General features: G+C 70.1%; 22 protein-coding genes. 11 read left to right on the top strand and 11 right to left on the bottom strand.

Annotation, left to right across the window (positions count from 1 at the left end; translation table 11 throughout):
• Nucleotides 1-57: 57 nt before the first annotated feature.
• Nucleotides 58-600, bottom strand: a complete 543-nt coding sequence (locus TTY48_RS07110) for a TetR/AcrR family transcriptional regulator (protein ID WP_220656829.1) — start codon at nt 598-600, stop codon at nt 58-60.
• 99 nt (nt 601-699) lie between these two features.
• On the opposite strand from TTY48_RS07110, the gene TTY48_RS07115 reads away from it, so the two are divergent.
• Nucleotides 700-2,250: an MFS transporter gene (locus tag TTY48_RS07115; RefSeq protein WP_220656830.1), complete on the top strand. Its 1,551-nt coding sequence runs from the start codon at nt 700-702 to the stop codon at nt 2,248-2,250.
• 189 nt (nt 2,251-2,439) lie between these two features.
• Here TTY48_RS07115 and TTY48_RS07120 read toward each other — a convergent pair whose 3' ends face one another.
• Complete coding sequence (locus TTY48_RS07120) at nt 2,440-3,654, bottom strand: alpha/beta hydrolase (RefSeq protein WP_220656831.1); 1,215 nt, start codon at nt 3,652-3,654, stop codon at nt 2,440-2,442.
• Between the two features lie 150 nt (nt 3,655-3,804).
• Here TTY48_RS07120 and TTY48_RS07125 point away from each other — a divergent pair, with 150 nt between their 5' ends.
• From TTY48_RS07125 to TTY48_RS07150, 6 genes are all read left to right on the top strand, one after another.
• Nucleotides 3,805-4,575, top strand: coding sequence for a deoxyribonuclease IV (locus tag TTY48_RS07125; RefSeq protein ID WP_220656832.1), 771 nt, complete (start codon nt 3,805-3,807; stop codon nt 4,573-4,575).
• The gene (locus tag TTY48_RS07130; RefSeq protein ID WP_220656833.1) at nt 4,572-5,309 is read left to right on the top strand and encodes a bifunctional 2-polyprenyl-6-hydroxyphenol methylase/3-demethylubiquinol 3-O-methyltransferase UbiG; all 738 of its coding nucleotides are present in this window, start codon (nt 4,572-4,574) and stop codon (nt 5,307-5,309) included. The genes TTY48_RS07125 and TTY48_RS07130 overlap by 4 nt, the downstream gene beginning before the upstream one ends.
• Nucleotides 5,310-5,448: 139 nt before the next feature.
• Nucleotides 5,449-7,281 carry an acyl-CoA dehydrogenase gene (locus TTY48_RS07135; RefSeq protein WP_220656834.1) on the top strand — a complete coding sequence of 611 codons (1,833 nt, stop codon included), beginning with the start codon at nt 5,449-5,451 and terminating at the stop codon, nt 7,279-7,281.
• A 125-nt stretch (nt 7,282-7,406) separates the two neighbouring features.
• Entirely contained in the window at nt 7,407-8,072 is a 666-nt protein-coding gene (locus TTY48_RS07140) for a hypothetical protein (protein WP_220656835.1), read from the top strand.
• 83 nt (nt 8,073-8,155) lie between these two features.
• Nucleotides 8,156-10,114, top strand: coding sequence for a YhgE/Pip domain-containing protein (locus tag TTY48_RS07145; RefSeq protein WP_220658491.1), 1,959 nt, complete (start codon nt 8,156-8,158; stop codon nt 10,112-10,114).
• 42 nt (nt 10,115-10,156) lie between these two features.
• Nucleotides 10,157-11,191 carry an acyltransferase gene (locus TTY48_RS07150; protein WP_255585729.1) on the top strand — a complete coding sequence of 345 codons (1,035 nt, stop codon included), beginning with the start codon at nt 10,157-10,159 and terminating at the stop codon, nt 11,189-11,191.
• Here TTY48_RS07150 and TTY48_RS07155 read toward each other — a convergent pair.
• From TTY48_RS07155 to TTY48_RS07165, 3 genes are all read right to left on the bottom strand, one after another.
• Complete coding sequence (locus TTY48_RS07155) at nt 11,169-11,672, bottom strand: hypothetical protein (protein ID WP_255585554.1); 504 nt, start codon at nt 11,670-11,672, stop codon at nt 11,169-11,171. The genes TTY48_RS07150 and TTY48_RS07155 overlap by 23 nt on opposite strands.
• A gap of 7 nt (nt 11,673-11,679) precedes the next feature.
• Complete coding sequence (locus TTY48_RS07160; RefSeq protein WP_220656837.1) at nt 11,680-12,108, bottom strand: CoA-binding protein; 429 nt, start codon at nt 12,106-12,108, stop codon at nt 11,680-11,682.
• Between the two features lie 86 nt (nt 12,109-12,194).
• Nucleotides 12,195-13,478, bottom strand: coding sequence for an acetyl-CoA C-acetyltransferase (locus TTY48_RS07165; protein WP_220656838.1), 1,284 nt, complete (start codon nt 13,476-13,478; stop codon nt 12,195-12,197).
• 105 nt (nt 13,479-13,583) lie between these two features.
• Here TTY48_RS07165 and TTY48_RS07170 point away from each other — a divergent pair, with 105 nt between their 5' ends.
• Nucleotides 13,584-14,942, top strand: a complete 1,359-nt coding sequence (locus TTY48_RS07170; protein ID WP_220656839.1) for a 3-oxoacyl-ACP reductase — start codon at nt 13,584-13,586, stop codon at nt 14,940-14,942.
• 1 nt (nt 14,943) lies between these two features.
• Nucleotides 14,944-15,828: a MaoC/PaaZ C-terminal domain-containing protein gene (locus tag TTY48_RS07175; RefSeq protein WP_220656840.1), complete on the top strand. Its 885-nt coding sequence runs from the start codon at nt 14,944-14,946 to the stop codon at nt 15,826-15,828.
• A 198-nt stretch (nt 15,829-16,026) separates the two neighbouring features.
• On the opposite strand, the gene TTY48_RS07180 is transcribed toward TTY48_RS07175, so the two are convergent.
• Nucleotides 16,027-16,389: a MerR family transcriptional regulator gene (locus tag TTY48_RS07180; protein WP_220656841.1), complete on the bottom strand. Its 363-nt coding sequence runs from the start codon at nt 16,387-16,389 to the stop codon at nt 16,027-16,029.
• A 24-nt stretch (nt 16,390-16,413) separates the two neighbouring features.
• Here TTY48_RS07180 and TTY48_RS07185 point away from each other — a divergent pair, with 24 nt between their 5' ends.
• A complete protein-coding gene (locus tag TTY48_RS07185; RefSeq protein WP_220656842.1) occupies nt 16,414-17,367 on the top strand; it encodes an alpha/beta fold hydrolase in 954 nt (317 codons plus the stop codon).
• A gap of 119 nt (nt 17,368-17,486) precedes the next feature.
• Here TTY48_RS07185 and TTY48_RS07190 read toward each other — a convergent pair whose 3' ends face one another.
• From TTY48_RS07190 to TTY48_RS07205, 4 genes are all read right to left on the bottom strand, one after another.
• Nucleotides 17,487-18,083, bottom strand: coding sequence for a TetR/AcrR family transcriptional regulator (locus tag TTY48_RS07190; protein ID WP_220656843.1), 597 nt, complete (start codon nt 18,081-18,083; stop codon nt 17,487-17,489).
• 78 nt (nt 18,084-18,161) lie between these two features.
• On the bottom strand, nt 18,162-19,316 hold the full coding sequence (locus TTY48_RS07195) for a glycoside hydrolase family 3 N-terminal domain-containing protein (RefSeq protein ID WP_220656844.1): 1,155 nt from the start codon (nt 19,314-19,316) through the stop codon (nt 18,162-18,164).
• Nucleotides 19,317-19,340: 24 nt separating this feature from the next.
• Entirely contained in the window at nt 19,341-20,267 is a 927-nt protein-coding gene (locus TTY48_RS07200; RefSeq protein ID WP_220656845.1) for an SMP-30/gluconolactonase/LRE family protein, read from the bottom strand.
• Nucleotides 20,268-20,296: 29 nt separating this feature from the next.
• Nucleotides 20,297-21,034, bottom strand: a complete 738-nt coding sequence (locus TTY48_RS07205) for a hypothetical protein (protein WP_220656846.1) — start codon at nt 21,032-21,034, stop codon at nt 20,297-20,299.
• A 147-nt stretch (nt 21,035-21,181) separates the two neighbouring features.
• Between TTY48_RS07205 and TTY48_RS07210 the strand changes: the two genes are divergently transcribed.
• Entirely contained in the window at nt 21,182-21,676 is a 495-nt protein-coding gene (locus tag TTY48_RS07210; RefSeq protein WP_220656847.1) for a universal stress protein, read from the top strand.
• A 2-nt stretch (nt 21,677-21,678) separates the two neighbouring features.
• Here the strand turns inward: TTY48_RS07210 and TTY48_RS07215 are convergent, their stop codons facing one another.
• Entirely contained in the window at nt 21,679-23,538 is a 1,860-nt protein-coding gene (locus TTY48_RS07215; protein WP_220656848.1) for a hypothetical protein, read from the bottom strand.
• Between the last annotated feature and the right edge of the window lie 77 nt (nt 23,539-23,615).

Here is a 23,615-nt window from a genome sequence, read left to right on the forward strand (position 1 = left end):
ATGCTGCCGCCGACGGTGCGCGGCGGCCACCGAATTCCTCAGCGCACGCCGAAGGGATCAGCGCGGCGCGTCGAGCATGTGCCGGACCAACGCGAGGAGTTCCTCGATCTGCTCATCGGTGGCCACGTGCCGGCCGCCGCTGAGTGCGGCGTTGTAGTAGAGCCCGTCGCCCATGAGGATCACCGCGCGGGCGGCGGCCTCGTCGGACACCTGCTCGGTGAGCGTGGCCAGCCAGCGCTGCTGCATCGACTGGATGGCCTCCTGCGCGCGAGCATTGGCCACCTGGCTCAGCCGCAGCACCGCGACGATCGTGCGATCGAGCGGGGTATCGGCGTAGTTCGAGGTGCGCACGTAGTAGTCCACGGCCCCCTCGGGCGCCGCGCGCATCAGCTCGACGTCGTCGTCGACCAGCTCGTCCAGCCGCCCGATCAGGCCCTCCACCAGGGCGTCCTTGGAGCCGAAGTGGTAGAGGAGTCCGCCCTTGCTCACGCCCGCCTCCGCGGCGACCGCTTCGAGGGTGGCCGCGCGCTCGCCGTGCTCGATGAGGATCCGCACGTAGGCGTCGAGCAGTTTGGCGCGGGCTGCGGGTGGGGGTGGCACAGCACGAATGGTAACCGTGGTCACGCGCACTGGTTTCTATACCGTCCAGTTGGTACAGTAACGATGCGAATCACTCACCACTACCGACGGACGTGCGACATGACCACCCTCACCACCCCGACCTCGACGGCGACGCCGCGGGCCACGATGCGCGACTGGTGCGCATTGGCGGTGTTGATGCTGCCGGTCCTGCTCGTCTCGGTGGACGGCACGGTGCTCGGTTTCGCGCTCCCCTCGATCGCCGCCACCCTCGGCCCCACCGCCGCGCAGCAGCTGTGGATCATCGACGTGTACCCGCTGGTGCTCGCCGGCCTGCTGGTGTCGATGGGCAGCCTGGGCGACCGGTTCGGCCGCCGTCGTCTGCTCCTGATCGGCGCCACCGGCTTCGCGGCCATGTCCGTGGTGGCGGCGTACTCCCCCACGGCGGGCGCGCTCATCGCGGCCCGCGCCGGCCTGGGCTTCTTCGGCGCCATGCTGATGCCGTCCACGCTCTCGCTGCTGCGCAACATCTTCGTGGACGCGAACCAGCGGCGGCTCGCGATCGCCGTGTGGGCGTCCTGCTTCGCGGCCGGTGCCGCGCTGGGTCCCATCGTGGGCGGCCTACTGCTGGAGTACTTCTGGTGGGGCTCGGTGTTCCTGCTCGCGGTGCCGGTGCTGATCCCGCTGCTGGCCCTGGCGCCCGTCTTCATCCCGGAGTCGCGCGATCCCGCGCCGGGCCGGATCGACCCCGTCAGCATCGTGCTCTCGCTGCTCGCGCTCACGCCGATCGTCTACGCGGTCAAGAGCCTGGCCAAGGGCGGCGATCTGGTGAACACCCTGGTGCCGGCGCTGATCGGCGTGATCGCCACCGTCGCCTTCGTGCGGCGCCAGTTGCGCCGGCCCAATCCGATGCTGGACATGCGGTTGTTCCGCAACCGGCAGTTCTCCGGTTCGGTGGCGGTGAACCTGCTCGCGGTGTTCTCGCTGATCGGCTTCATGTTCTTCATCAGCCAGCACCTGCAGCTGGTGATCGGACAGAGCCCGATGCAGGCCGCGATCGCGCTGCTGCCCGGCATGCTCGCCACGATGGTCGCGGGCCTGGTGGTGGTGCGCGTGGTGCGGCACATCGCGCCCGCGGTCGTGGTGGCCGGCGGCCTCACGCTGGCGGCCGTGGCCTACGTGCTCATCGCGTTGTTCGCCTCCCCCGATTCGGTGACGGTGATCCTGGGCGCCTTCGCCCTGCTGGGCATGGGCGTCGGTGCCACGGAGACGATCTCGAACGACCTCATCGTCTCGTCGGTGCCGGCCGAGAAGGCGGGTGCGGCGTCGGCGGTCTCGGAGACCGCCTACGAGATGGGCACGGTGCTCGGCACCGCCGTGCTGGGGTCGATCCTGGCCGGCGCCTACACCGCGAATCTCGCGCTGCCCGCCGGGATGGACGCCGCGCAGGCGGCGGCCGCATCGGAGACCCTGGCCGGCGCGCATCACGTGGCCGGGCAACTCCCCGCGGACATCGGGTCGGCGCTGATCGGTGCCGCGGATCAGGCCTTCGAGACCGGCGTGGTGATCACCTCCTCGATCGGCGCGGTGCTCATGCTGGCCGCCGCCGCGATCGCCTGGTACACGCTGCGCGCCCCGGCATCGTCGACCGTGGCGACCGAGTCCCGGTAGTCCCGGATCCGTTGCGCCGCAGCACGCGCGACCACCGCGTACTCGGCGAGCGCTGCGGCGGCGCGGGCGGCGAATTCCGCCGTCCCGGGAGCCGAAGCCGCGGACCAGGCCCGCGCCGCGGCGTCGCGCTCCGCGGCCGCGGCCTCCCAGCGGCGTGCGAGAGAGTCCAGATCGCTCAACCGCACCTCGTCACCCGGCATCGCCGGACCGTCCCGCCAGGACCCTGCCGAATTCGGCGAGGGCGGGCGAATCCGGGTCGAGGTAGCCGGAGTGCGCGCCCCGCGGCCCGGTCGGACCCTCGACGGTGATCGCCTTCGCCCCGAAGGACTCCGCCGCCGGATCGTTCCCGACGCCGAATCCGGTCAGCCCCGGCGCCGCACCGAGCGCCACGCCGAGGGCACGCGCGAGGAAGGTGCCCGGCGGGACCGGATCGTCGGGATCACGCGCCACGTAGACCCCCTCGGCCAGCCCGAGCTCCGCCGCGCGGTGCACGGGTCCGGTTCCGGGAGAACCGAAGAGCACCATCGCATCGACGGTGCCGGACAGTGCGCCGCCCCTTCCCGCGATCGCCGCCGTGGTCGATCCGTAGCTGTGCCCGAAGACCACGGTGCGGGAACCGGCGGGGCTCAGCCGACCCAACGCGGCCAGATCGTCGCGCAGTAGCGCCGCACCCCGCTCCGCGGAGCGGGTGGTGCTCACCTGCGCGAGGGCGCCGCGCCCCGACGGTGCGTCGTACCCGATCCACGCGACCGTCGCCACCGCCGCTCCCGGGTCCGCCCGGCGGGCCGCCGCGTACAGCTGCGCCGCCCCGCCGCCCACCGCGCCCAGCGAGCCGGCGGTGGTCCCCATTCCGGGTACCAGGACGCCCACGTGATCGGCGGCGGCCAGATCGCCGATCGCCACCACCACCGCACCGTCGCCACGGAAGGCGTGCGGGTCGTAGGTGAGCAGGTGCACGGGCACGGGCGCGCCCGTGCTCGGGTCGACGGTGCGGTCCAACTCCGCCAACCGGCCGGCCACCGATTCGGCCGTGGCCAGCAGCCGGCGCTGCGCCGCGCTGAGCCGGCCGCCGGACCGCAGCCGCTGCAGATCCGCTGCCAGGCGGGCACGGTTGTCGCGGTCCCGGGCCACAGCCGACGGGGTGCGCGGCGCGGGTGCGCGAGGCGCGGGTGCGCGAGGCGCGGGTGCCGGCGGTGCACCCGGTGCCACCGCCGCGGGTAGCTCGATGGCCGCGAGCCGCTCCGCGAGTCCCGGTCCCGCCCGCGCGATCTCCGCCTCCGCGCGCCGGAGCGCGGCATCGAGTTCGGCCGCCGCCCGCGCCTCGTACCCCGACCAGCGGTCGTACGCCTGCGCCGCCGCACCCCGCCACGTCTCCGGCGCCCGCAGCGCCACGTCCTCCGCCATGGCGCCACGCTAGGCCGCGATCATCGGCCGGACCCAGTCCCACACGGCGCGGGCGCGGCTCCGTCCACAGGACCGCGGTCCTCCACAGGCACTCCGTCGCAGTTGTGCGCTCCCTCGCCAGCGACCGCCGCGGGGCAATAGGCTGGAGCCATGCGTATCGGTGCCCACGTCCGCAGCGACACCCATCCCGTCGAGACCGCGGAGAGCCTCGGTGTGGACGTGATCCAGATGTTCGTCGCGGACCCGCAGAGCTGGAAGAAGCCGGAGCCGCATCCGCAGGCCCAGGCGCTGCGCGACTCCCCGCTGGAGATCGTGGTGCACTCGGCGTACGTGATCAACGTGGCCAGCCTGAACAACCGGCTCCGGATGCCCTCCCGCAAGGCCGTGGAACAGCAGGCCGCCGCGGCGGCCGAGCTCGGCGCCTTCGGGCTCGTGGTGCACGGTGGGCACCTGCGCGAGGGGGAAGACCTGCAGGGCGGAATCGACAACTGGCGCAAGCTGTTCACCCGGCAGGAGGACAAGGGCGGCTTCGGCGTGCCGATCCTCATCGAGAACACCGCGGGCGGCGACGGCGCGATCGCGCGGCAGCTCGACACCATCGCCCGGCTGTGGGACGCCGTGGGCGATCAGGGCGCCGGCTTCTGCCTGGACACCTGCCACGCGTGGGCCGGCGGCGAGGAGCTGCTCGGCATCGTCGAGCGGGTCCTGGCGATCACCGGCCGGATCGACCTGGTGCACCTGAACAACTCCCGCGACGAGTTCGATTCCGCACGGGACCGGCACGCGAACCTGCAGGACGGCACCATCGATCCCGATCTGCTGGCCGATGTGGCCCGCGCCGCGGGCGCACCGGTCATCCTGGAGACCCCGGCCGACGGCCTCGCCGACGACGTCGCCTACCTCAAGGAGGCCCTGCTGTGAGCACCCCCGACGGCGGCGGCGCACCGAAGCACGCCGCTCCCGACACCGTCGCCGTCCCCGACGGGATCGACCGGAGCGATCAGGAACGTGAGGAGGGCGGCATCGGGCCGCTCGCGCCCGCGGCGCTCGCGCGCGAGGAGAACCAGATCCGGGACGCGGACGCCTGGGACGCGCGCTACCGCTCCACCGACCTGGTGTGGGGGGCGCCGCCGGACCCGTGGATCGTCGAGCAGGTGACGATCCTGCCTCCCGGTCGGGCGCTCGACGTGGGCGCCGGCGAGGGCCGGCACGCGCTGTGGCTCGCCACCCGTGCCTGGGACGTGACCGCGATCGACTTCTCCCGGGTGGGCCTCGACAAGGCGGCCACCGTGGCCGCGCGGCAACCGCGCACCGTCCGCGCCCGCCTGCACTGGACCCCGCTCGACGTGACCGTCGACGAGATCCCGAACCAGCCCTTCGACCTCGCCCTGTGGGCCTACGTGCACCCCGAACCCGAGCAGCGTGCGGCGGCGATCGCCAAGGTCGCCGGGGCACTCGCTCCCGGCGGGCTGCTTCTGTTGCTGGCGCATGAGCGCCTGGAGGGCCACGACGGGCTGCCCACCTTCGGCGCCGCCGAGGTGTCCGCCGCCCTGCCGGAGGACATGGTGGTCGAGCACGTCGAGTGGCGAGAAAGTGATCCGCACCACGGAACGGGGGTTGACCTCGCGGTACGTGCGCGCCGTCGCTGGCAGTGACCTGAATCGCGCCGGAGTGCTTGCACTTGTTCGCACGAGGCGGGCGCGATAATATTCAGTTATTACCGACTGGTAACTTACTGGCTGGTAACGACAGCTTGCAACACATCAGCTCGAATCACGAAGGTGGAACAGCCCCATGGGCCATTACAAGAGCAACGTGCGCGACATCGAGTTCAACCTCTTCGAGGATCTCGGTGTCGGCGAGGTGCTGGCGTCCGGCGCGTACGGAGACCTCGACGCGGACACCGCCAAGGAGATGCTGCGCGAGGCGGCCCGTCAGGCTGAGGGCCCCATCGCCGAGTCCTTCGCCGAGGCCGACCGGAACCCGCCGGTCTTCGACCCCGAGACCCACGAGGCCAAGATCAACGAGGCCTTCAAGAAGTCGCAGGCGATCTTCGCCGACGGCGGCTGGGCCTACCTGGGCCTGAACGACGAGCTGGGCGGCACCGACGTGCCCCGCTCGCTGTACTGGGGCATCGGTGAGCTGTTCCTCGGCGCCAACCCGCCCATCTTCATGTTCGCCGCCGGCCCCGGCTTCGCGCAGATCCTGTTCGACGAGGGCACCGACGAGCAGAAGAAGTGGGCCAAGATCGCGGCCGACCGCAACTGGAACGCCACCATGGTGCTCACCGAGCCGGACGCCGGCTCGGACGTGGGTGCGGGCCGCACCAAGGCCATCAAGCAGGAGGACGGCTCCTGGCACATCGAGGGTGTGAAGCGCTTCATCACCTCGGCGACCGTGGACGACATGTTCGAGTCCACCTTCCACCTCGTGCTGGCCCGCCCCGAGGGCGGCGCCCCCGGCACCAAGGGCCTCGGCCTGTACTTCGTGCCGAAGTACCACTTCGACGAGAACGGCAACCTGGGCGAGCACAACGGCGCCTTCGTGACCAACGTCGAGCACAAGATGGGCATCAAGTCCTCGACGACCTGTGAGCTCACCTTCGGTGGCCACGGCATCCCGGCCAAGGGCTGGCTCGTGGGCGAGGAGATCAAGGGCATCGCGCAGATGTTCAAGGTCATCGAGCACGCCCGCATGATGGTGGGCACCAAGGCCATCGGCACCCTGTCCACCGGTTACCTCAACGCGCTGGACTACGCCAAGCAGCGTGTGCAGGGCGCCGACCTGACCCAGATGGCCGATAAGACCGCGCCGCGCGTGACCATCACGCACCACCCGGACGTGCGCCGCTCGCTGCTCACCCAGAAGGCCTACGCCGAGGGCCTGCGCGCCGTGTACCTGTACACCGCCGCGCACCAGGACGTCCGCACCGCGACCCCGGTCTCGGGTGCCGACGAGGAGATGGCCTACAAGGTCAACGACCTGCTGCTCCCGATCGTCAAGGGCGTCGGCTCCGAGCGCGCCTTCACGCTGCTCGGCACCGAGTCGCTGCAGACCTTCGGTGGTTCGGGCTTCCTGCAGGACTACCCGATCGAGCAGTACGTCCGCGACTCGAAGATCGACTCGCTGTACGAGGGCACCACCGCCATCCAGGCGCAGGACTTCTTCTTCCGCAAGATCCTCCGGGACCGCGGCGCCGCCCTGGGCCACGTGGCCGGCGAGATCACCAAGTTCATCGAGGCCAACGCCGGCGGCCCCTTCGCCGCCGACGTCGCCCTGCTGAAGACCGCCGCCGAGGACGTGCAGGCCATGGCCGCCACGCTCACCGGTTTCGCGCTCGCCTCGCAGGAGGAGCCCAAGGAGCTGTACAAGGTGGGCCTCGGCTCGGTGCGCTTCCTGATGGCCTTCGGCGACCTGATGATCGGCTGGCGCCTGCTGCACCAGGCCGTCATCGCGCAGGCCAAGCTCGACGGTGGCGCGACCGGCGCCGACAAGTCCTTCTACGAGGGCAAGGTGGGTGTCGCGAAGTTCTTCGCCGCGAACATGCTGCCGCTGCTGACCTCGGTCAAGGACATCGTCGCCGCTGTCGACAACCAGGCGATGGAGCTGGACGAGGCCGCGTTCTGATAGCCGCCTCCGGCCTCTGATTCGACGGGCGCCCCGACCACCACGACACGTGGCGGTCGGGGCGCCCTCGTTCCTCCACCGTAGGATCGACACCTGACCTGCGCCCTCGAACAGCGGAGACTCTCATGGCGGATGCACAGCCGGACGACGTCCAGATCAGAGCCACCGATCTGGGTGTCGACGGGGAACACGGGCCGTTGTTCCAGGGCATCGACCTGGAGATCGCCCCGGGTTTCCACGCCATCCAGATGCCGGCCGGACCGGAGCAGAACGCGCTCCTGCTCACGCTCGCCGGACGGCTGAAGCCCAGCACCGGCACCGTCGAGGTGATGGGTGACACCACGCCGGCCGCGATCCGCAAGCACTGCGCCATCGCCGGATTCGAGGGCATCGACGAGCTGGACGACTCCGTGACCGTGGAGACCGTGCTCGCCGAACAGCGGCGGTGGCTGGCGCCCTGGTACTCGATGGTGCCGCTGAGCGCGGGCCGGCTCGAGATGGACCAGGTGTTCGGCCCCGTCGACCGGCCCGCCCCCACCGACCTCATCGTGGAGCTGAGCGATCTGCAGCAGCTCCTGCTGCGCATCACGCTGGCCCTGCTGAGCGACCGCCCCATCGTGATCGTGGGCGATCTGGAGCAGGTGCGCGACAACCCCGGTCGCGCCGAGGCCGTGCAACGCCTGGGTGCGATCGCAGCCCGCTACACGGTGATCGTCGGCGTCACCAATCCCTTGGGCGGCGATGCGCCCGCGCACACCGATCACGACCGCCGCGCACTCCGGAAGGACTGACGATGCCCGAGAACGAGAAGCCCGATACGGACACCCCCGAAGGGGAGAAGAAGTACCTCTCGTCGAAGCAGTCGCTCGTCCCGATCGCGGCCGGACTGGCTTTCGGTTCGGAGATCAAGCGGTTCGGCCGCAGCCGCATGACGCGTGCCGCGATCGTGGTGCTGATGCTGCTGCCGCTGGTGTACGGCGCGCTGTACCTGTGGGCGTTCTGGGATCCCTTCGGCAACGTCAACAAGATGCCCGTCGCACTGGTCAACGCCGACAAGGGCACCACGGTCAAGGACCAGAAGATCAACGCCGGCGCCGAGGTCGAGAAGTCGCTCAAGGACGACAAGAGCCTGGACTGGAACATCGTCTCGCCCGAGCAGGCGCGGCAGGGCGTCAAGGACGGCACCTACTACTTCATGCTGGAGCTGCCGGAGAACTTCTCCTCGGCGATCGCCTCGCCGATGTCGGGCAAGCCCGAGAAGGCGCAGCTCAAGGCCGTCTACAACGACGCCAACAACTACATCAGCTCCACCATCGGCCAGACCGCGATGGCGCAGGTGCTCAACGCCGTCTCCACCCGCATCTCCGGCCAGGCGGTGAACCAGGTGCTGTCGATGATGATCACCGCTGGATCGGGGATCGAGCAGGCCGCCGACGGTGCCGGGAAACTGGCCGACGGCCTGGTGACCGCGAACGACGGTGCCGCCAAGCTCGCCGACGGCCTGGCCACCGCGAAAACCGGTTCGGCGCAGCTGAAAACGGGATCGCAGCAGCTCTCCGACGGCATCAATCAGGCCACCGATCCGATCATCGCGGTGACCCGCGCACTGTCCGGCCTGGGCGGTAACACCGCCGAGCTGCAGCAGAGCGCCACCGCACTGGTGGAGGCGGCCGATAAGGCGGGGGTTTTCGTCAAGTCCCAGGACACCGTGCTGGCGGGGATCGATGCCGCGATCCGTCAGCTGGCCGCGAGCCCCGATCCGGCAGCGCGGCAATCGGCGGACACGCTGCGCACGGTGCGAGGTCAGCTCGCGCAGGCCTCGGTGACCGAGCAGACCAAGCAGCAGATCATCGCCGCGCAGAACGGGGCGATCGCCCTCACCGAGCAGTTGCGCACACCGGGCAGCCCGTTGCAGACGGTCCTGGCGAAGGTGGGTGGCACGGGCGAGGACCTGACCGCCAAGCTCAGCCAGTTGCGCGACGGTGCCGCACAGGTCGCCGCGGGAAACGCACAGCTCGACAGCGGCATCACCCAGCTCTCGGCGGGTGCCGGACAGCTCTCCTCCGGCACGGTCCAGTTGCGTGACGGCAGCCGCGAGCTGGCCACGAAGCTCGACGAGGGCGCGCAATCGGTGCCGAAGTGGTCGCAGGAGCAGACCTCCCAGGTGGCCTCGACCATCGGCGGGCCCGTGCAGCTCGATGCGACGCACGAGAACCGGGCTCCGAACTTCGGCACCGGTATGGCGCCCTTCTTCCTCACCCTGGCCTTGTTCTTCGGCGCGCTGGTGCTGTGGATGGTGTTCCGGCCCTTGCAGAACCGTCCGATCGCCGCAGAGGTACTGGCGATCCGCGTGGTGATGGCCAGCTATCAGCCGGCCGCCGCGATCGCCCTGTGCCAGGCCGTGATCCTGTACTGCGTGGTGCGATTCGCGCTGGGCCTGCAGGTGGCGCACCCGGTGGGGATGCTGTTCTTCATGATGGGGGTGTCATTGGCCTTCGTGGCCTTCACTCAGGCGGTGAACGCCCTCGTGGGTCCCGCGGTGGGCCGCGTGCTGATCATGGCGCTGCTGATGCTGCAGTTGGTGAGCTCCGGCGGCATGTATCCGGTGGAGACCACGGCCAGACCGTTCCAGATACTGCACAAGTACGACCCGATGACCTACGGCGTGAACGGACTGCGGCAGCTGGTGTCCGGCGGCATCGATCACCGGCTGTGGCAGGCGGTGGCCGTGCTGGTGTTCCTATGGGTCGCCTCGGTGACGATCTCCTCGCTCTCGGCGCGACGGAACCGGCTGTGGACCCTGGACCGCCTGATGCCCCCGATCAAGATCTGACCCATCTCCGCACCCGCCGCGCCCACCGACCGCATCCCCGCTCTGACGGGGCTGCGGGCGCTGGCGGCGTTCGCGGTGTGCGTGACGCACGCGGCGTTCTGGGCCGGCGATTTCACCCCGGACGCGTGGGGCGCCGCGTACGCCCGCCTGGAGACCGCCGTCCCGGTGTTCTTCGCGCTCTCCGGTTTCCTGCTGGTGCGGCCGTGGCTTTCCGGGACCGCCGATGTGCGCAGGTACTTCACGCATCGCGCGTGGCGGATCCTGCCCGCCTACTGGACGGTGGTCACGGCGGTCTACGTGATCTACCTGTGGCGTCCCGATCCGTCGACCTCCGGTCACGGCTGGGGCGGGTACCTGCGGAACATGCTGTTCGTACAGGTCTACGGGGTGGGGCACGTGCACACGGGCCTCGCGCAGATGTGGAGCATGTGCGTGGAAGTGGCCTTCTACCTGGTGCTCCCGTTGCTCGGTATCGCGGTGGCGCGCTGTGCCCCGCGGTCCTGGGTGGTGCCCGCGGCGATGACGCTACTGTCCGCCGGATGGGTGGCGCTGGTGACGGCCACCGAGCTGTTCGGCAAGACGGCCCGCACCTGGCCGCCGAGCTACGCCGCCGCGTTCGCCGCGGGAATCACGGTGGCGCTGTACGTCGATCGCGTGCGGTGGACGCGACGGCGGCGGTGGGCGCTCCTGTCGGTATCCGCCGTGAGCTACGCGGTCCTGCTGACACCCGCCGCCGGCCCCATCGATCTGGCGCTGCCGAATCCCGGGCAGGGCGTACTGAAGTACCTGCTGGAGGCGCTGATCGGCGGGCTCCTGGTGGCGTGGGCGGCCAGCGGACCATCGCGCGTGCTGGCATCGCGCCCGCTCGTGTGGCTGGGCGGAATCAGCTACGAGTACTTCCTGATCCACGTGATGGTGATGGACGTGGTGGTGCTGGACCTGTTCGGCTGGTCGCTGTTCCAGGGGTCGACATGGCCGATCGTCGCGGTCACCACGGTGCTGACCGTGCCCGTGGCATGGCTGCTGCACACCGGGGTGGAGCGGCTGCGGCGCGCTACCCGCGCAATCGCGCGATGACGGCGTCGATCAGCTCGTGCCGCTTGTGCGACGGTGCGTCCCACAGCTTTCCGGTGAGCCCCTCGAGCGCCGCGACGGCGGGCTGCAGTTCGGCGAGCGCCTTGGTGCGCTCGTCCTCGGGGAGCTGAGCGGCGGCGATGATCCGGTCGTCGAGTTCGAAGACGGCGTCGTCCAAATCGTCCAGATCGCCCGGGGTTCCCTTCACCGCCGAGTCCGGGGGCGGCGGCACCGCGACCGGGTTCCCGCCGCCGTGCACATCGGCGATCGCGTAGCGGACCCGCTGGTGCAGTTGGGCTTCCGGTGCGCTGGAGGTGGACCACTCCGCGGGCGCGCGGCCGGGACGGCCCGGGATCAGGTCGGAGGAATGCACGAAGGTCTGGATCTGTTTGTTGGAGTCGCGCAGGAACCAGACGACCCCCACCAGCAGGGCGACGGCCACGACCGCGACCACCACCACGATCACGATTCCGAGAGTGCTCACACCCATATCAGCTCACGTTCCCTCGTTTGACGATGTGCGACCGGCGCTGCTCGATGATCAGGCACCGGTCTTCGATGTAGAGCAGGCCTGCGGATTCCGCGATCTCGCGCGCCTCCGCCGACCGGATCCCCAACTGCAGCCACAGCGCGGTGGCACCGGCGGCCACGGCCTGCCGGGCGATCTCCGGGGTCTGCTCGGAGGGCCGGAAAACGTCGACCAGGCCCACCTGTTCCGGAATCTCGGCCAGCGAGCGGTACACCTTCTCGCCGACGATCTCGTCGGCGTGCGGGTTGACCGGGATGATTCGCCACCCCCGGCGCTGCATGTAGGCGGGAACCTCGTTCGCCGCCTTCTCGGGATCCGCGCTGGCCCCGACCACCGTGATGGTGTCGTAGTCGCGCAGGATCCGCTCGATCAGCTCGTCCGTGGCGGTCATTGCCTCAGTGTAGGCCCGGCCGCAACGACTTCGGGCCGTCCAGATGCTTGCAACAGCACCCGAACGGCCCGAAAGGTCGTGCGGAATCAGCCCTCGATGATGGCAGTGATGCCCTGGCCACCGGCGGCGCAGATCGAGACCAGCGCGCGACCGCCGCCGTTCTCCTTGATCTGCTTCGCGGTCGAGGCCACGATGCGGCCGCCGGTCGCGGCGAACGGGTGGCCGGCCGCCAAGGAGGAGCCGTTGACGTTGAGCTTGCTGCGGTCGATCGAGCCGAGCGGCTTGTCCAGGCCCAGCTTCTCCTTGCAGTACTCGGGCGACTCCCAGGCCTGCAGGGTGGCCAGCACCACGGAGGCGAAGGCCTCGTGGATCTCGTAGAAGTCGAAGTCCTGCAGCGTGAGTCCGTTGCGCTCCAGCAGCTTCGGCACCGCGTAGGTGGGCGCCATGAGCAGGCCGTCCTTGCCGCCCACGTAATCGACGGCCGCGTACTCGACGTCCTTGAGGTAGGCGAGCACCGGCAGGCCCTTCTCCTTGGCCCACTCGTCACTGGACAGCAGCACCGTCGAGGCGCCGTCGGTCAGCGGGGTCGAGTTGCCGGCCGTCATGGTGGCATCGCCCAGCGAGACGCCGAAGACGGGCTTGAGGGTCGAGAGCTTCTCGACCGAGGAGTCGGGGCGCAGGTTGTCGTCGCGGGTGAGGCCGAGGTACGGGGTGATCAGGTCCTCGAAGAAGCCGCGGTCGTAGGCGGCCGCCATGTTCTTGTGGCTCAGCGCGGCCAGCTCGTCCTGCTCGGAGCGCGCGACACCTATCTCCTTGGCGGTGATGGCGGCGTGCTCACCCATCGACATGCCGGTGCGGGGCTCGCCGTTGCGGGGGATGTCGATGCCCAGGTTGCCCGGGAGCTTGCCGACCAACTTCACGCGGTCGACGTTGCCCTTGGCGCGGTTGAGGTCGAGGAGCACCTTGCGCAGGCCCTCGGAGACGCCGATGGGGGCGTCGGAGGTGGTGTCGGTGCCGCCGCCGATGCCGGCCTCGTACCGGCCCATGGCGATGCTCTGGGCGACGAGGTTGATCGCCTGCAGGCCGGTGGCGCAGGCCTGCTGCACGTCGAACGCCGGGGTGTACGGGCTCAGCGGGCTGCCCAGCACCGACTCGCGGATCAGGTTGAAGTCGCGGCTGTGCTTGAGGACGGCACCGCCGACCACCGCACCGAGCTGCTCACCCTGCAGGTTGAAGCGGCTCACGAGGCCGTTCAGCGCTGCGGTGAACATGTCCTGATTGCTGGCCTTGGCGTACGCCCGGTCGGAGCGGGCGAACGGGATCCGGTTGCCGCCGAGAATCGCGACCGGACGAATTTCGGAGTTTGCCACGGGTTTCTCCCAGTGATCGAGGGTTGCTACTACCGAGTATTCTTACTCTGGAGTAAGTTGCTTGTCGATAGCCTATCGGAACCCCACACGGATGAGGAACCTCACATGCCTGATGCACCCAGCACAGACTTCTACGCGGCGTTCGTGAAGTCGGGCCCCGGCTCCTTCCTGGCCAGCCGTCTCGGCCTCCCGCAGCCCCCGTCGCTGCGCCGCTACCAGCCCGGCAAGCCCGCGCTGGCCGGCCCCGTCCTGCTCGGCGGCAGCGGCCGCCTCGTCGAGCCGGTGCGCGAGCTGCTCTCGGACTACGACCTCGTGGTCAACAACGGCGGCGCCCGCGGCGCCGAGAAGCTCGGCGGCGCGGTCTTCGACGCCACCGGCATCACCAACATCGACGATCTCAAGGGCCTGTACGAGTTCTTCGGACCGCAGATCCGCTCGCTGGGCAACAGCGCCCGCATCGTGGTGCTGGGCACCACCCCCGAGCTGATCGAGGACCTCGACGAGCACATCGTCCAGCGCGCGCTGGAGGGCTTCACCCGCTCGGTGGCCAAGGAGCTGCGCGACGGCGCCACCGCCCAGCTGGTGTACGTGCACCCGAAGGCCTCCACCGGCGCCTCCGGCCTGGCCTCGACGCTGCGCTTCCTGCTGTCGGGCAAGTCGGCCTACGTCGACGCCCAGGTCATCCGGATCACCGACAAGGACGCCGAGGCGCCCGCCGATTGGGACAAGCCGCTCGCCGGCAAGGTCGCCCTCGTGACCGGCGCCGCCCGCGGCATCGGCGCCACCATCGCCGAGGTGCTCTCGCGCGACGGTGCGCACGTGATCGCCGCCGACATCCCCGCCGCCGGCGAGGCCCTGTCCGAGGTGGCCAACAAGGTGGGCGGTACCGCGCTGCCGCTGGACGTGACCGCCCCCGACGCCGGGGCCAAGATCGCCGAGCTGGTGAAGTCGCGGCACAGCGGCCTGGACATCGTCGTGAACAACGCCGGCATCACCCGCGACAAGCTGCTCGCCAACATGGATGAGGGCAAGTGGAACTCGGTGATGGCCGTGAACCTCAAGGCCCCCAAGCAGCTGGTCGACGACCTGCTCGCCGCCGGTGCGCTGAACGAGGGCGGCTCCGTGGTGGACGTCTCCTCGATCGCCGGCATCGCCGGTAACCGCGGCCAGACCAACTACGGCGCCACCAAGGCCGGCGTGATCGGCATCGTCGACGCCTACACCCCCGTGCTGGCGGAGAAGAACATCACGATCAACGCCGTGGCCCCCGGTTTCATCGAGACCGCCATGACCGCCGCGATCCCGCTGGCCACCCGCCAGGCCGGTCGCCTGATGAACTCGCTGCAGCAGGGCGGCCAGACCGTGGACGTCGCGGAGACCATCTCCTACTTCGCGGCCCCCGCCTCGGCGGCCGTGACCGGCAACGTGGTTCGCGTGTGCGGTCAGAGCCTGCTGGGTGCCTGACATGGCGAAGAACGTGACCGTGCTGCAGGCCCCGCCGTCGAGCCTGTCCGTGCTCACCCGCGGACTCAAGGGCATCCTCCCGGTGATCGGCAAGCAGGGGAAGCTCACGCCGGAGACGCCGCTGCCCACCCGGGCCGTGGAACTCACGGTGGACGTCGACCCCGCGCGGGTGGCCGAGTACTGCGATGTGGTGGGACTGCAGAACACCGGCGAGGTGCCGGTGATGTACCTGTACGTGCTGTCCTTCCCACTGATCATGGACCTGTTCCTGTCGGACGATTTCCCCGCGGCGGCAGTCGGTTCCGTGCACGTGGAGAACACCATCACGCGGCGCCGTGCGGTGGTGCCGGGCGAGAAGCTGACGCTGCGCACCACGGTGGGCAACCTGCGGGAGCACCGCAAGGGCATGCTGATCGACTTCACCACGGAGTTCACCGACGCCGAGGGCGCCTCGGTGGCGTCCGAGGTGTCGACGATGCTGATCCAGCAGCGCACGTCCCTGTCGGGCGAGCCGGCCGGCCCGGCGCCGAAGGAGGGCCGCCCCGGCGCCCCCGATGCGCTGCTCTCGGTGGACGGTTCGCTGATCCGGCAGTACGCCTCCGTGGGCGGCGATCGGAATCCGATCCACATGTCGCCCTTGGGCGGCAAGGCCTTCGGGTTCCCGTCGTCGATCGCCCACGGCGCCTGGACCGCCGCGGCCGTGCTGCGCATGGTGGAGGGCCACGTGCCCGATGCGGTGATCTACCACGTGCGGTTCGGCCGACCCGTGGTGCTGCCCGCGAAGATCGGCCTGTTCGTGACCCGCACCGACGAGAGCACCGAAATCGTCGCGAAGGATCTCAAGAAGGGTTACCCGCACGTGACGGCCACCGTCACTTCGCTCTAGTCCGCTATTCGACGGTGCCCGCCCGGCTTCGGCCGCGGCGGGCATCGTCGTTTCCGGTGCGGCGGCCTGGCGCACGGCCAGGCGAGGCGGGCGGGGGTATTCGTCCAGGAAAGCCATGCATGCCGCGCATACCCCTGTCGTCGCAGGTCACAGACGCTTCCGGCGAAGCTAGCCATGCGTCGCACGCATCGCCACGACTCAGCGGCGGGGATCGTCGCCATCCAGATAGGCGCGGAGCGCATCCCTGCGCACCGCGATGCATTCGACGCAGCGGCACATGCGCTCCCACTCGTCCTCGACCGCACGCCGGGCCTCGGGGTCGAGGTGCTCCGCGGACACGCCGCCGGCCCCCGACGCGGCATCAATGATATCGGCCACCAGACGCATTGGAATCCCCGAGTTCACCAGATCACCTATCTCACAGGCTCTTTCAGTGAGCGAATCGTCGTAGTCCCGGTACCCGTTCGCGGCGCGACCCGGCACCAAGAGGCCTACCTCCTCATAGTGCCGCAGGCTCCGCTCGGTGATACCTGTGACCGCCGCGAACTCGCCGATACGCATTCGCATTCCCCTCTCGTCTTGACCTTGACGCTAGCGGGAAGGTTCGACGATCGCGGCATGAGATTCACTGAGATCCGCGACCACGTCCTCGGCGACCCCGGCGGCACCCCCGTCCTGCTGATCCACGGCTTCACCGTGGACCACCGCCTCCTGCTGCCTCTCGACGGAGCCTTCGCCCGCTCGTCCGAATCCTGGTGGCGGCACTACATCGACCTGCCGGGCTTCGGTGCCAGTGCCGCCGGACCCGAGATCGACGGTGCCGACGCGCTGGCGCGGGCCGTCGAAGATTACGTCGATGCCCAGTTCGGCGACGCGCCTTTTGCTGTGGTGGGTAGTTCCCTGGGTGGGGCGCTCGCCCGTCACGTGGCCTGCTCGATGCCGGATCGGATGCTCGGGGTTTGCCTTCTCGTGCCCTCGGTCGTGCCGCTCGCCACGCGCGATCGCCCAGCGCCGATCCGATTCGACGAGGACCGCACGCTCCTCAGTGAACTCCCGGACGCCGACCGCGCGGCGTACGAGGAGATGGCCGTCGACCTGACCCGCGACAACTGGGAGCGCTATCGCGAAGCGGCCCTGCCGGGGATCCGGGCGTACGACCGGTCAGTGGCGGCACGCATCTACGCGGACTTCACGCTGAACACCGAGCCGGAGTCGCTTCTGTCCGCACCGATCGATTCGCCATCACTGCTGGTCACCGCCCGCCAAGATGCCGTCGTGGGGTACACGGACCAGATGCGCCTGCTCCCGCACTACCGACGTATGGCGCTGGTCGTCGCCGATCGCGCTGGGCACAATGTGCACATCGACCGCCCCGAGCTGGTGCAAGGTGCGCTTGCCGATTGGGTCGACCGCATGGAGCGCGAGCACCCCGAGGGAGAGACACCGACCGACGCGACCCGGGCGAGTGTCCGCACATCGACGGCCAGTGGCGGCTGGAACAGTCCGGCAAGCGCGGAAGGCGATGCGCCGCACGCATAGTCGATGACTTGAGAATGGATCCCGACCTGCAATTACCAGGGTATGCGCCAGACGCATCGCTGCTCACTGAGACTACCCACCGGCCGAGCCTCCCGCCCGGGCCGGCACCGCCGGCCTACTTACTCCGGGCGTTCGCCGCGGATGCCGCCCCAGAGGAAGGAGGTCATGATCTCCACGGCGCGGTCGAGTTCGACCTTCCCGGTGGCGAGGCGATCGGCGATGGCCTCGCCGGAGCCGACGAGGGCGACGGCGTAGAGCTCGAAATCGGTGTCCTCGGGCGCGTACTTCGCGGCCTCGCGCAGCAGCACCGCGGTCATCTCGACCACCCGCTCCCGGTTGGCCTCGACGAGCGTGGCGAAGGAGGCCTGACCACTGGCCTCGCGGTACATCACACGCCAGGCGTCGCGGTTCTGGTCGACGTACTTGAGGAAGCCCTCGATCACCGAACGGAGGCGCTGCGAGGGCGGCAGCGAGGGGGTCGCATCGAACTCGATGCTCCGCATGAACTGGCCCACCTCGCGCGTGACGCACGCGGCGAACAGCTCGTCCTTGGATCCGTAGTACAGGTACAGCATCGGCTTGCTGATCTCCGCCTCGCGGGCGACCGCATCCATCGACGTCTCGTAGAAGCCGTTGCGGGAGAACACCTTGATCGCGGCGTCGAGCATCTGCTGCTCGCGCACCGCGCGCGGCAAACGCTTCGTACCACCAGCCACCGACACACTCCTTACTCTCCGGTCAGATACTACGGCACGTGGTTACCGCGAAGTAAGTTCCGCGCAGATCCACCTGTTTCAGCAGCGCACGGCGTGCTTCGCCCGCGCCACCCGGAGCACGGAGGCGTCCAGTCGCTGCAACGGGAGCTTGCCGGCCTTCACCGCGGCCTCGACCTCGGACACCGCGGCGCCCAGCTGGTCGGTGGAGATCCACAGCGCGACGTCGGCGCCCGCCACCAGGGCCTTCGTCACCGCCTGCGGCACGGTGAAGTCGTTCGTGATGGCCTTCATCCCGGACAGGTCATCGGTGAAGATCGGCCCGGCGAAGGGCGCGGCGCCGTATCCGACACCGTCGCGCAGCAGACGCATGGTGTTCGCGCTGAGGCTGGTGGGCAGCCCCTTCTCGGTGAGCCCGGGAACGGTGAGGTGCCCCACCATCATCCCCGCGTCCTCCTGCGCCGCGGCGCGGAAGGGCACGAGGTCGCGCTTCTGCAGCTCGCTGAGCGGCGGCACACTCACACCGCCCTGGTGCGAATCGCCCGACGACCGGCCGTGTCCGGGGAAGTGCTTGAACACCGGGTACACGCCGCCGTCGCGCAGGCCCGCCGCGAAGGCCTTGGAGTACTTCGTCACCACCGCCGGATCGTCGGAGTACGAACGATCGCCGATCACCGAATCATCGGGTTGCGCAGAGACATCCGCATCGGGCGCGAAATCGACGGTGATCCCCATCGAGGCCATCAGCTTGCCGACGCGCTTGCCCTCGGCCCGCGCCTGCTCGACCGTCTTGGTCTTCGCCAACTGCCGCGCCGACACCAGGTTCGCGCCGGGCACACGGGAGACGCGCCCACCCTCCTCGTCGACCGAGACCATCAGCGGCACCTTGCCCTGCGCCGAAACCTGTTTGAGCGCACCGCCACTGAAGATCGCCTTGTCGGTCCAACTGCCCACGAAGACTCCGCCCACGCCGAACTGCTGCACGGCGCGACGCGCGTCGGCGGCGTCCTTCACGCCCACCATGAGCAACTGCGCGATCTTCTCCCGCACACTCAACGTGCGAAGGAAGTCCGTCTCGCAGCTCACCGGGCGCGCGGCGGCCGACGACGGCGCCGTGGTGCTGCTCGGCGGTGGGGCCGCTGCGGTCGTAGACCCGTCCGGGCCGGAGGGCGTGCCGCACGCGGCGAGTCCGGCCGCGGCGATCACCATGATCGTGAGGTTTCGAAACAGTCGCATCGTGGTCAGTCTCGCAGATCCCGGCTACGGGGTCAGCCGCAGCAGCTTTCCGGTGAGCGTGGTGGCGTACAGCGACCGCGCGTCCCAGCCGGGTCCGCGGCCGAACCGCACCGAGGTGACACCGCGATGACCGGTGTCGATGACGCACTGCGCTCCCGTCTCCGGATCGAGGCGCACGATCTTCCCGGGCAGGTCGAGCGCGGCGTACACGGCACCGTCGGGTCCCACCGTGAGATCGTCGGCGAAGTTCGCCGGGCCAAGGCCCGCGACGGCGTAGTGCCGCGGCTGCGCGGGTCGCGCGGGGTCGATCGCGTAGAGGCCGGTCCGGGCCGACGTCGCCGTCGATGCCCAGAGGCGCCCCGAGGCACCGTCGAACCAGAGACCGTTCACCGATTCGCCGGGCAGTGCGAACGGGGTGGGCGCGGCGCCGCGCGCGGACGCGACGATCCCCTGCTTCGGCCCGAGAACCGTACTGGTGACGAACCTTCCGTCGGGGAGCTCGGCCAGACCGTTCGGCATCGTCAGCCCCGCGGCCCAGGTGCGCGGCGCCCCGGTACGGGGTTCGAGTTCGGCGATGGTGCCGTCCGTCTTACCGAGCAGGCCCGACGGTGCGCTGTTCGCCGTCGTGACGAACACCCGCCCGTCCCGGATCACCAGACCGCCGGGATTGGGCAGGTCCACCAGCCGCTCCAGCGCCGCGGGCGAGGCGCCGCGCAGCACCTCGCCGCGGCCGGTGACGGCGTTCTGCTTCGAGACGTACACCGCCCCCGCACCGTCGAAGGCGAGATTCTCCAGCGTGCCCATCCCCGCACGCAGCACGGTGGTCCGCCAACCGCCGCAGTCGGTCGCGGGCGCCGCCGCGGCCACCGGGGCGACGGCGAGGCCCGCCGCGGCGGCCAGGACGACGGCCGCCGCAGCGAGTCGGGTGGGGTGAATCCGGTTCAGTCGCACGGGGAGCAGTCTGACAGGTCCCCGATCGATCAACCCTTGGCGACCTTGGCGACGGCAGCCACGAAGACCCGGTCGAACAGGGCGGCGTCGGGCTCACCGGTCATGCCGATCGCGGTGACCGACACCGAATAGCCACCCACCTGCGCGAAGCCCAGCAGCATCCGCTGCGTCACGTTCTGTCCGGCGGTGGTGGACACGTTCACCTGGTGCAGGACCACGGCATCGGTGGCGCTGGTCTTGGGGGCGTCACGCAGGGTGGTGGTGATCTCCGAGCTCACCTGCTGGCCCTGCACCGACATGTCGGCGCGCATGGAATTGCACTTGCCGGCGAAGTTCTCGCGCAGCTTCGCGATGTCGGGCTTCTCGCTGGCGACGGTCTCGCTGACCGCGCCGGTGTCCGTGCTCCCCGTCACCAGGCCCACCTGGCTGACGTCCAGCTTCTTCGTCGCGTCGGTGAGCGCGGTGGCCGATGCGCATCCCGCCGGGCTGAACTTCGCCGTGGAGGCGGCACCGGACATCTGATCCACGACCTCCTTGAGCTGCGCGTCCGACACCGGCACCACCGTGATGCCGGCCGGGAGCTCCGCGGCCGTGAGCACCAGATCCTTGGCGGGCGTGGTGATCGACGGTGCGCTCGACGGCGCCGTGGACTCCTTCGCCGGCTCGGCCTCCCCCTTCGTCGATCCACCGCAGCCCGCGGCCAGGACCGCGATCGCGGCCAGCCCCGCCGCGACCTTCGTACGCCGCCTCTGTCCGTACGTTTCCATCCCACATCCCCCTATCGAATAGTGAAATTCGAATGTACCGGCATGCCGGAAAGTGGGACCGCGAAGCCCCAAATTGCACCGTGCAACAACGGGGTTCCGGCGTAGGCTCGGAGGTACCAGGAAGCCGAGAACATCGAGGTGATCCCCATGAGTGCACCCGTCAAGGTTCTGATCGCATACGACGGCACCGAGTCCGCACAGCGCGCCGTGAAGTACGCCAGCAAGGTCCTCGCCCAGGGGCGCGACGCCGAAGCGGTGGTCGTGACCGCCTGGGAATCGACCATCCATCAGGCCGCCCGACTGTCGGCCATGTCCGGTGTCGCGGGCGCCGGAGCGGCCGAGACCGCACTCACCCGCGAGAGCGATGTGGTGCACACCGAGGCCAAGCGGACCAACGCCGAGGGCGTCGAGCTGGCGCAGGCCGCCGGGTTCACCGCCCGCGGAGAACTGGTCGAGGTCGCGACCACGGTGTGGACGGCGATCATCGTCGCCTCCGACGCCGAGAACGTGGACGTGATCGTCACCGGCAGCCGCGGCACCACCGGCCTCAAGGCGCTGTGGCACTCGTCGGTGTCCGAGCACGTGCTCCGCGGTTGCAAGCGCCCCGTGATGATCGTCCCGTCGGGCGTCCCCGAGCTCTAGGCTCACCCGCGGCCGTCGCGCACCTTCCCGACCATCGCGGACATCAGGGTCCCGATCGGAGCGGGTGACGTTGTCGTCAGGCGCAGTTCCGATCCACCGCCCTCGATGAGGAAGGCCGTCGACTGGCTGCGACCCGCGGGAACGGACACGGTCGTGGGCGTACCGGACTCCAGCTCCGCGGTGATGTCGGCGGGTCGCGTCAGGTGAGTGGTGAGCACCACGACCCACTGCCAGTCGAAGAGCGGCTGCGGCAATTCGATCGTCGTGGTGCCCGCCAGCGTGGTCGAGGTGACGAACGCGGGCGCCGCCACCTCGAGACCCGCCTGGACCAGCGCACCGTCGGTGCCGATGGTCGCGAGGTTCGCGTAATCGGTCGAGCGCGCGACCCGTGGCGCGCCGTCGCCGTAGAGCCCGCGCAATCCGGTCTCCAGATCGGGTGCGGTGCGCAGCATCTCGGAATCGATGCGCTGGTCCAACAGCACGCCGCCGGACCCGCGGGCCGACGCCAGCGTCGCCTCCAGGCGCGCCGCGTAATCGCCGGTGGGATCGAGGTCCCAGATCCGCGAGAACTGCACCGTGCTCGCCGCGCCGCCGACCATCGACACCGCGACCAGCAGGACGACCGCCGATCCGGCCACCCCGTCCCGCACCCGGGCGCGACCGGTCCGGCCCCGCCGCCCCCGCGCGTACGCCCCGACGCCGATCGCGACGAGCAATGCCCACACGACCGCGATGTCCGACTGCGCGCGGTTCGACAGCGCGAAGAGCACGGTGGTCGTCTCGCCCGCCCGGGACCAGTACACCGGCGCCAGCGACAGCACCGGATAGACGATCAGCGCGGCCGCCCACAGCAGCCAGCCGCGCCGCACCAGGCACACGGTGACCGCGCCCACGATCAGCGCGACCGCGGCACCGGCGAGGAACTGCGGCCGGGTCACCTCGACCCAGGGCACCGCCGTTCCCATCCGCACCCAGCGCCACGGCCCACCCGCGACACCGGGCACGACGGTGTGCGCGAAGGCGTGCACGAGCCCGTCCACCGTCTGGCCGAAGCGCCGGCCCGGCGGGAACTCGGCCGGGTAGTCGGTGGTGGCGATCACGACCGCTCCCCAGATCGCGGCCATGCCCGCGAAACCCGCCCACAGGAACCGGCCCGACCGGGCCGCGCGACGCACCGCGCCCCGTCCACCCCGCACCGTGAGGAACAGGAGCGCGGCGCCCACGGCCGCGGGCACGATGATGAGCGCCTTCTCGCTGCACGCCAGCCCGAAGGCGAGGGCACCCAGTGCCACCACGGCATGCCTGCGCCGACGCGTCCGCACGAAGGCCACGGACTCCGCCACCGCCGTGGCCAGCGCCGCGTGCAGCGGAAGGCTGTTGAGGGCCGCGGACACCCACGTCGACGAGGCCACCGTGAACGGCGACGCCAGGTACACCGCCGCCCCCGCGACGACCGCGGCCGCGGACGGGGCGGCGAGTACGACGAGCGCCCGGATCACCGCCAGCGACGCCGCCACCTGCCCCAGCACCAGTAGAACGGCCGCGACCTCCCAGTTCGCGTGGAAGGTCCGCCCGAACCATCCGGACACCGCCAGGGGCAGCGGCATGGTGTGGCCCGAGTACTGGAGCCCGTCGATCACCGGGCCCGCCACCTGCGCCTTGAACAGCAGATCGAAATCGTCGCCGTAGAAGTAGCCGCGGTGCGCCAGGAACCCCCGTAGTGCCGCCTGGCCCAGGAGCAGGCCGCCGAGCACCCCCACGGCCCATCTCGGCAGGCCGAACGGGCGCTTCCATCGGATCCGGTCGACGACGACGGGACGTTCCCACGCGCGTCCCGGCCGCAGTGCTGTGGCGTGACTCACTGCATCGACGTTAGCAATCGCAATGAAATCGGTCACGGCACCACGCACACGCCTTCGGCGACCGGGGCCGGAGCACC

It is taken from the genome of Tsukamurella sp. TY48, assembly GCF_019656655.1.
Lineage (GTDB): Bacteria > Actinomycetota > Actinomycetes > Mycobacteriales > Mycobacteriaceae > Tsukamurella > Tsukamurella strandjordii.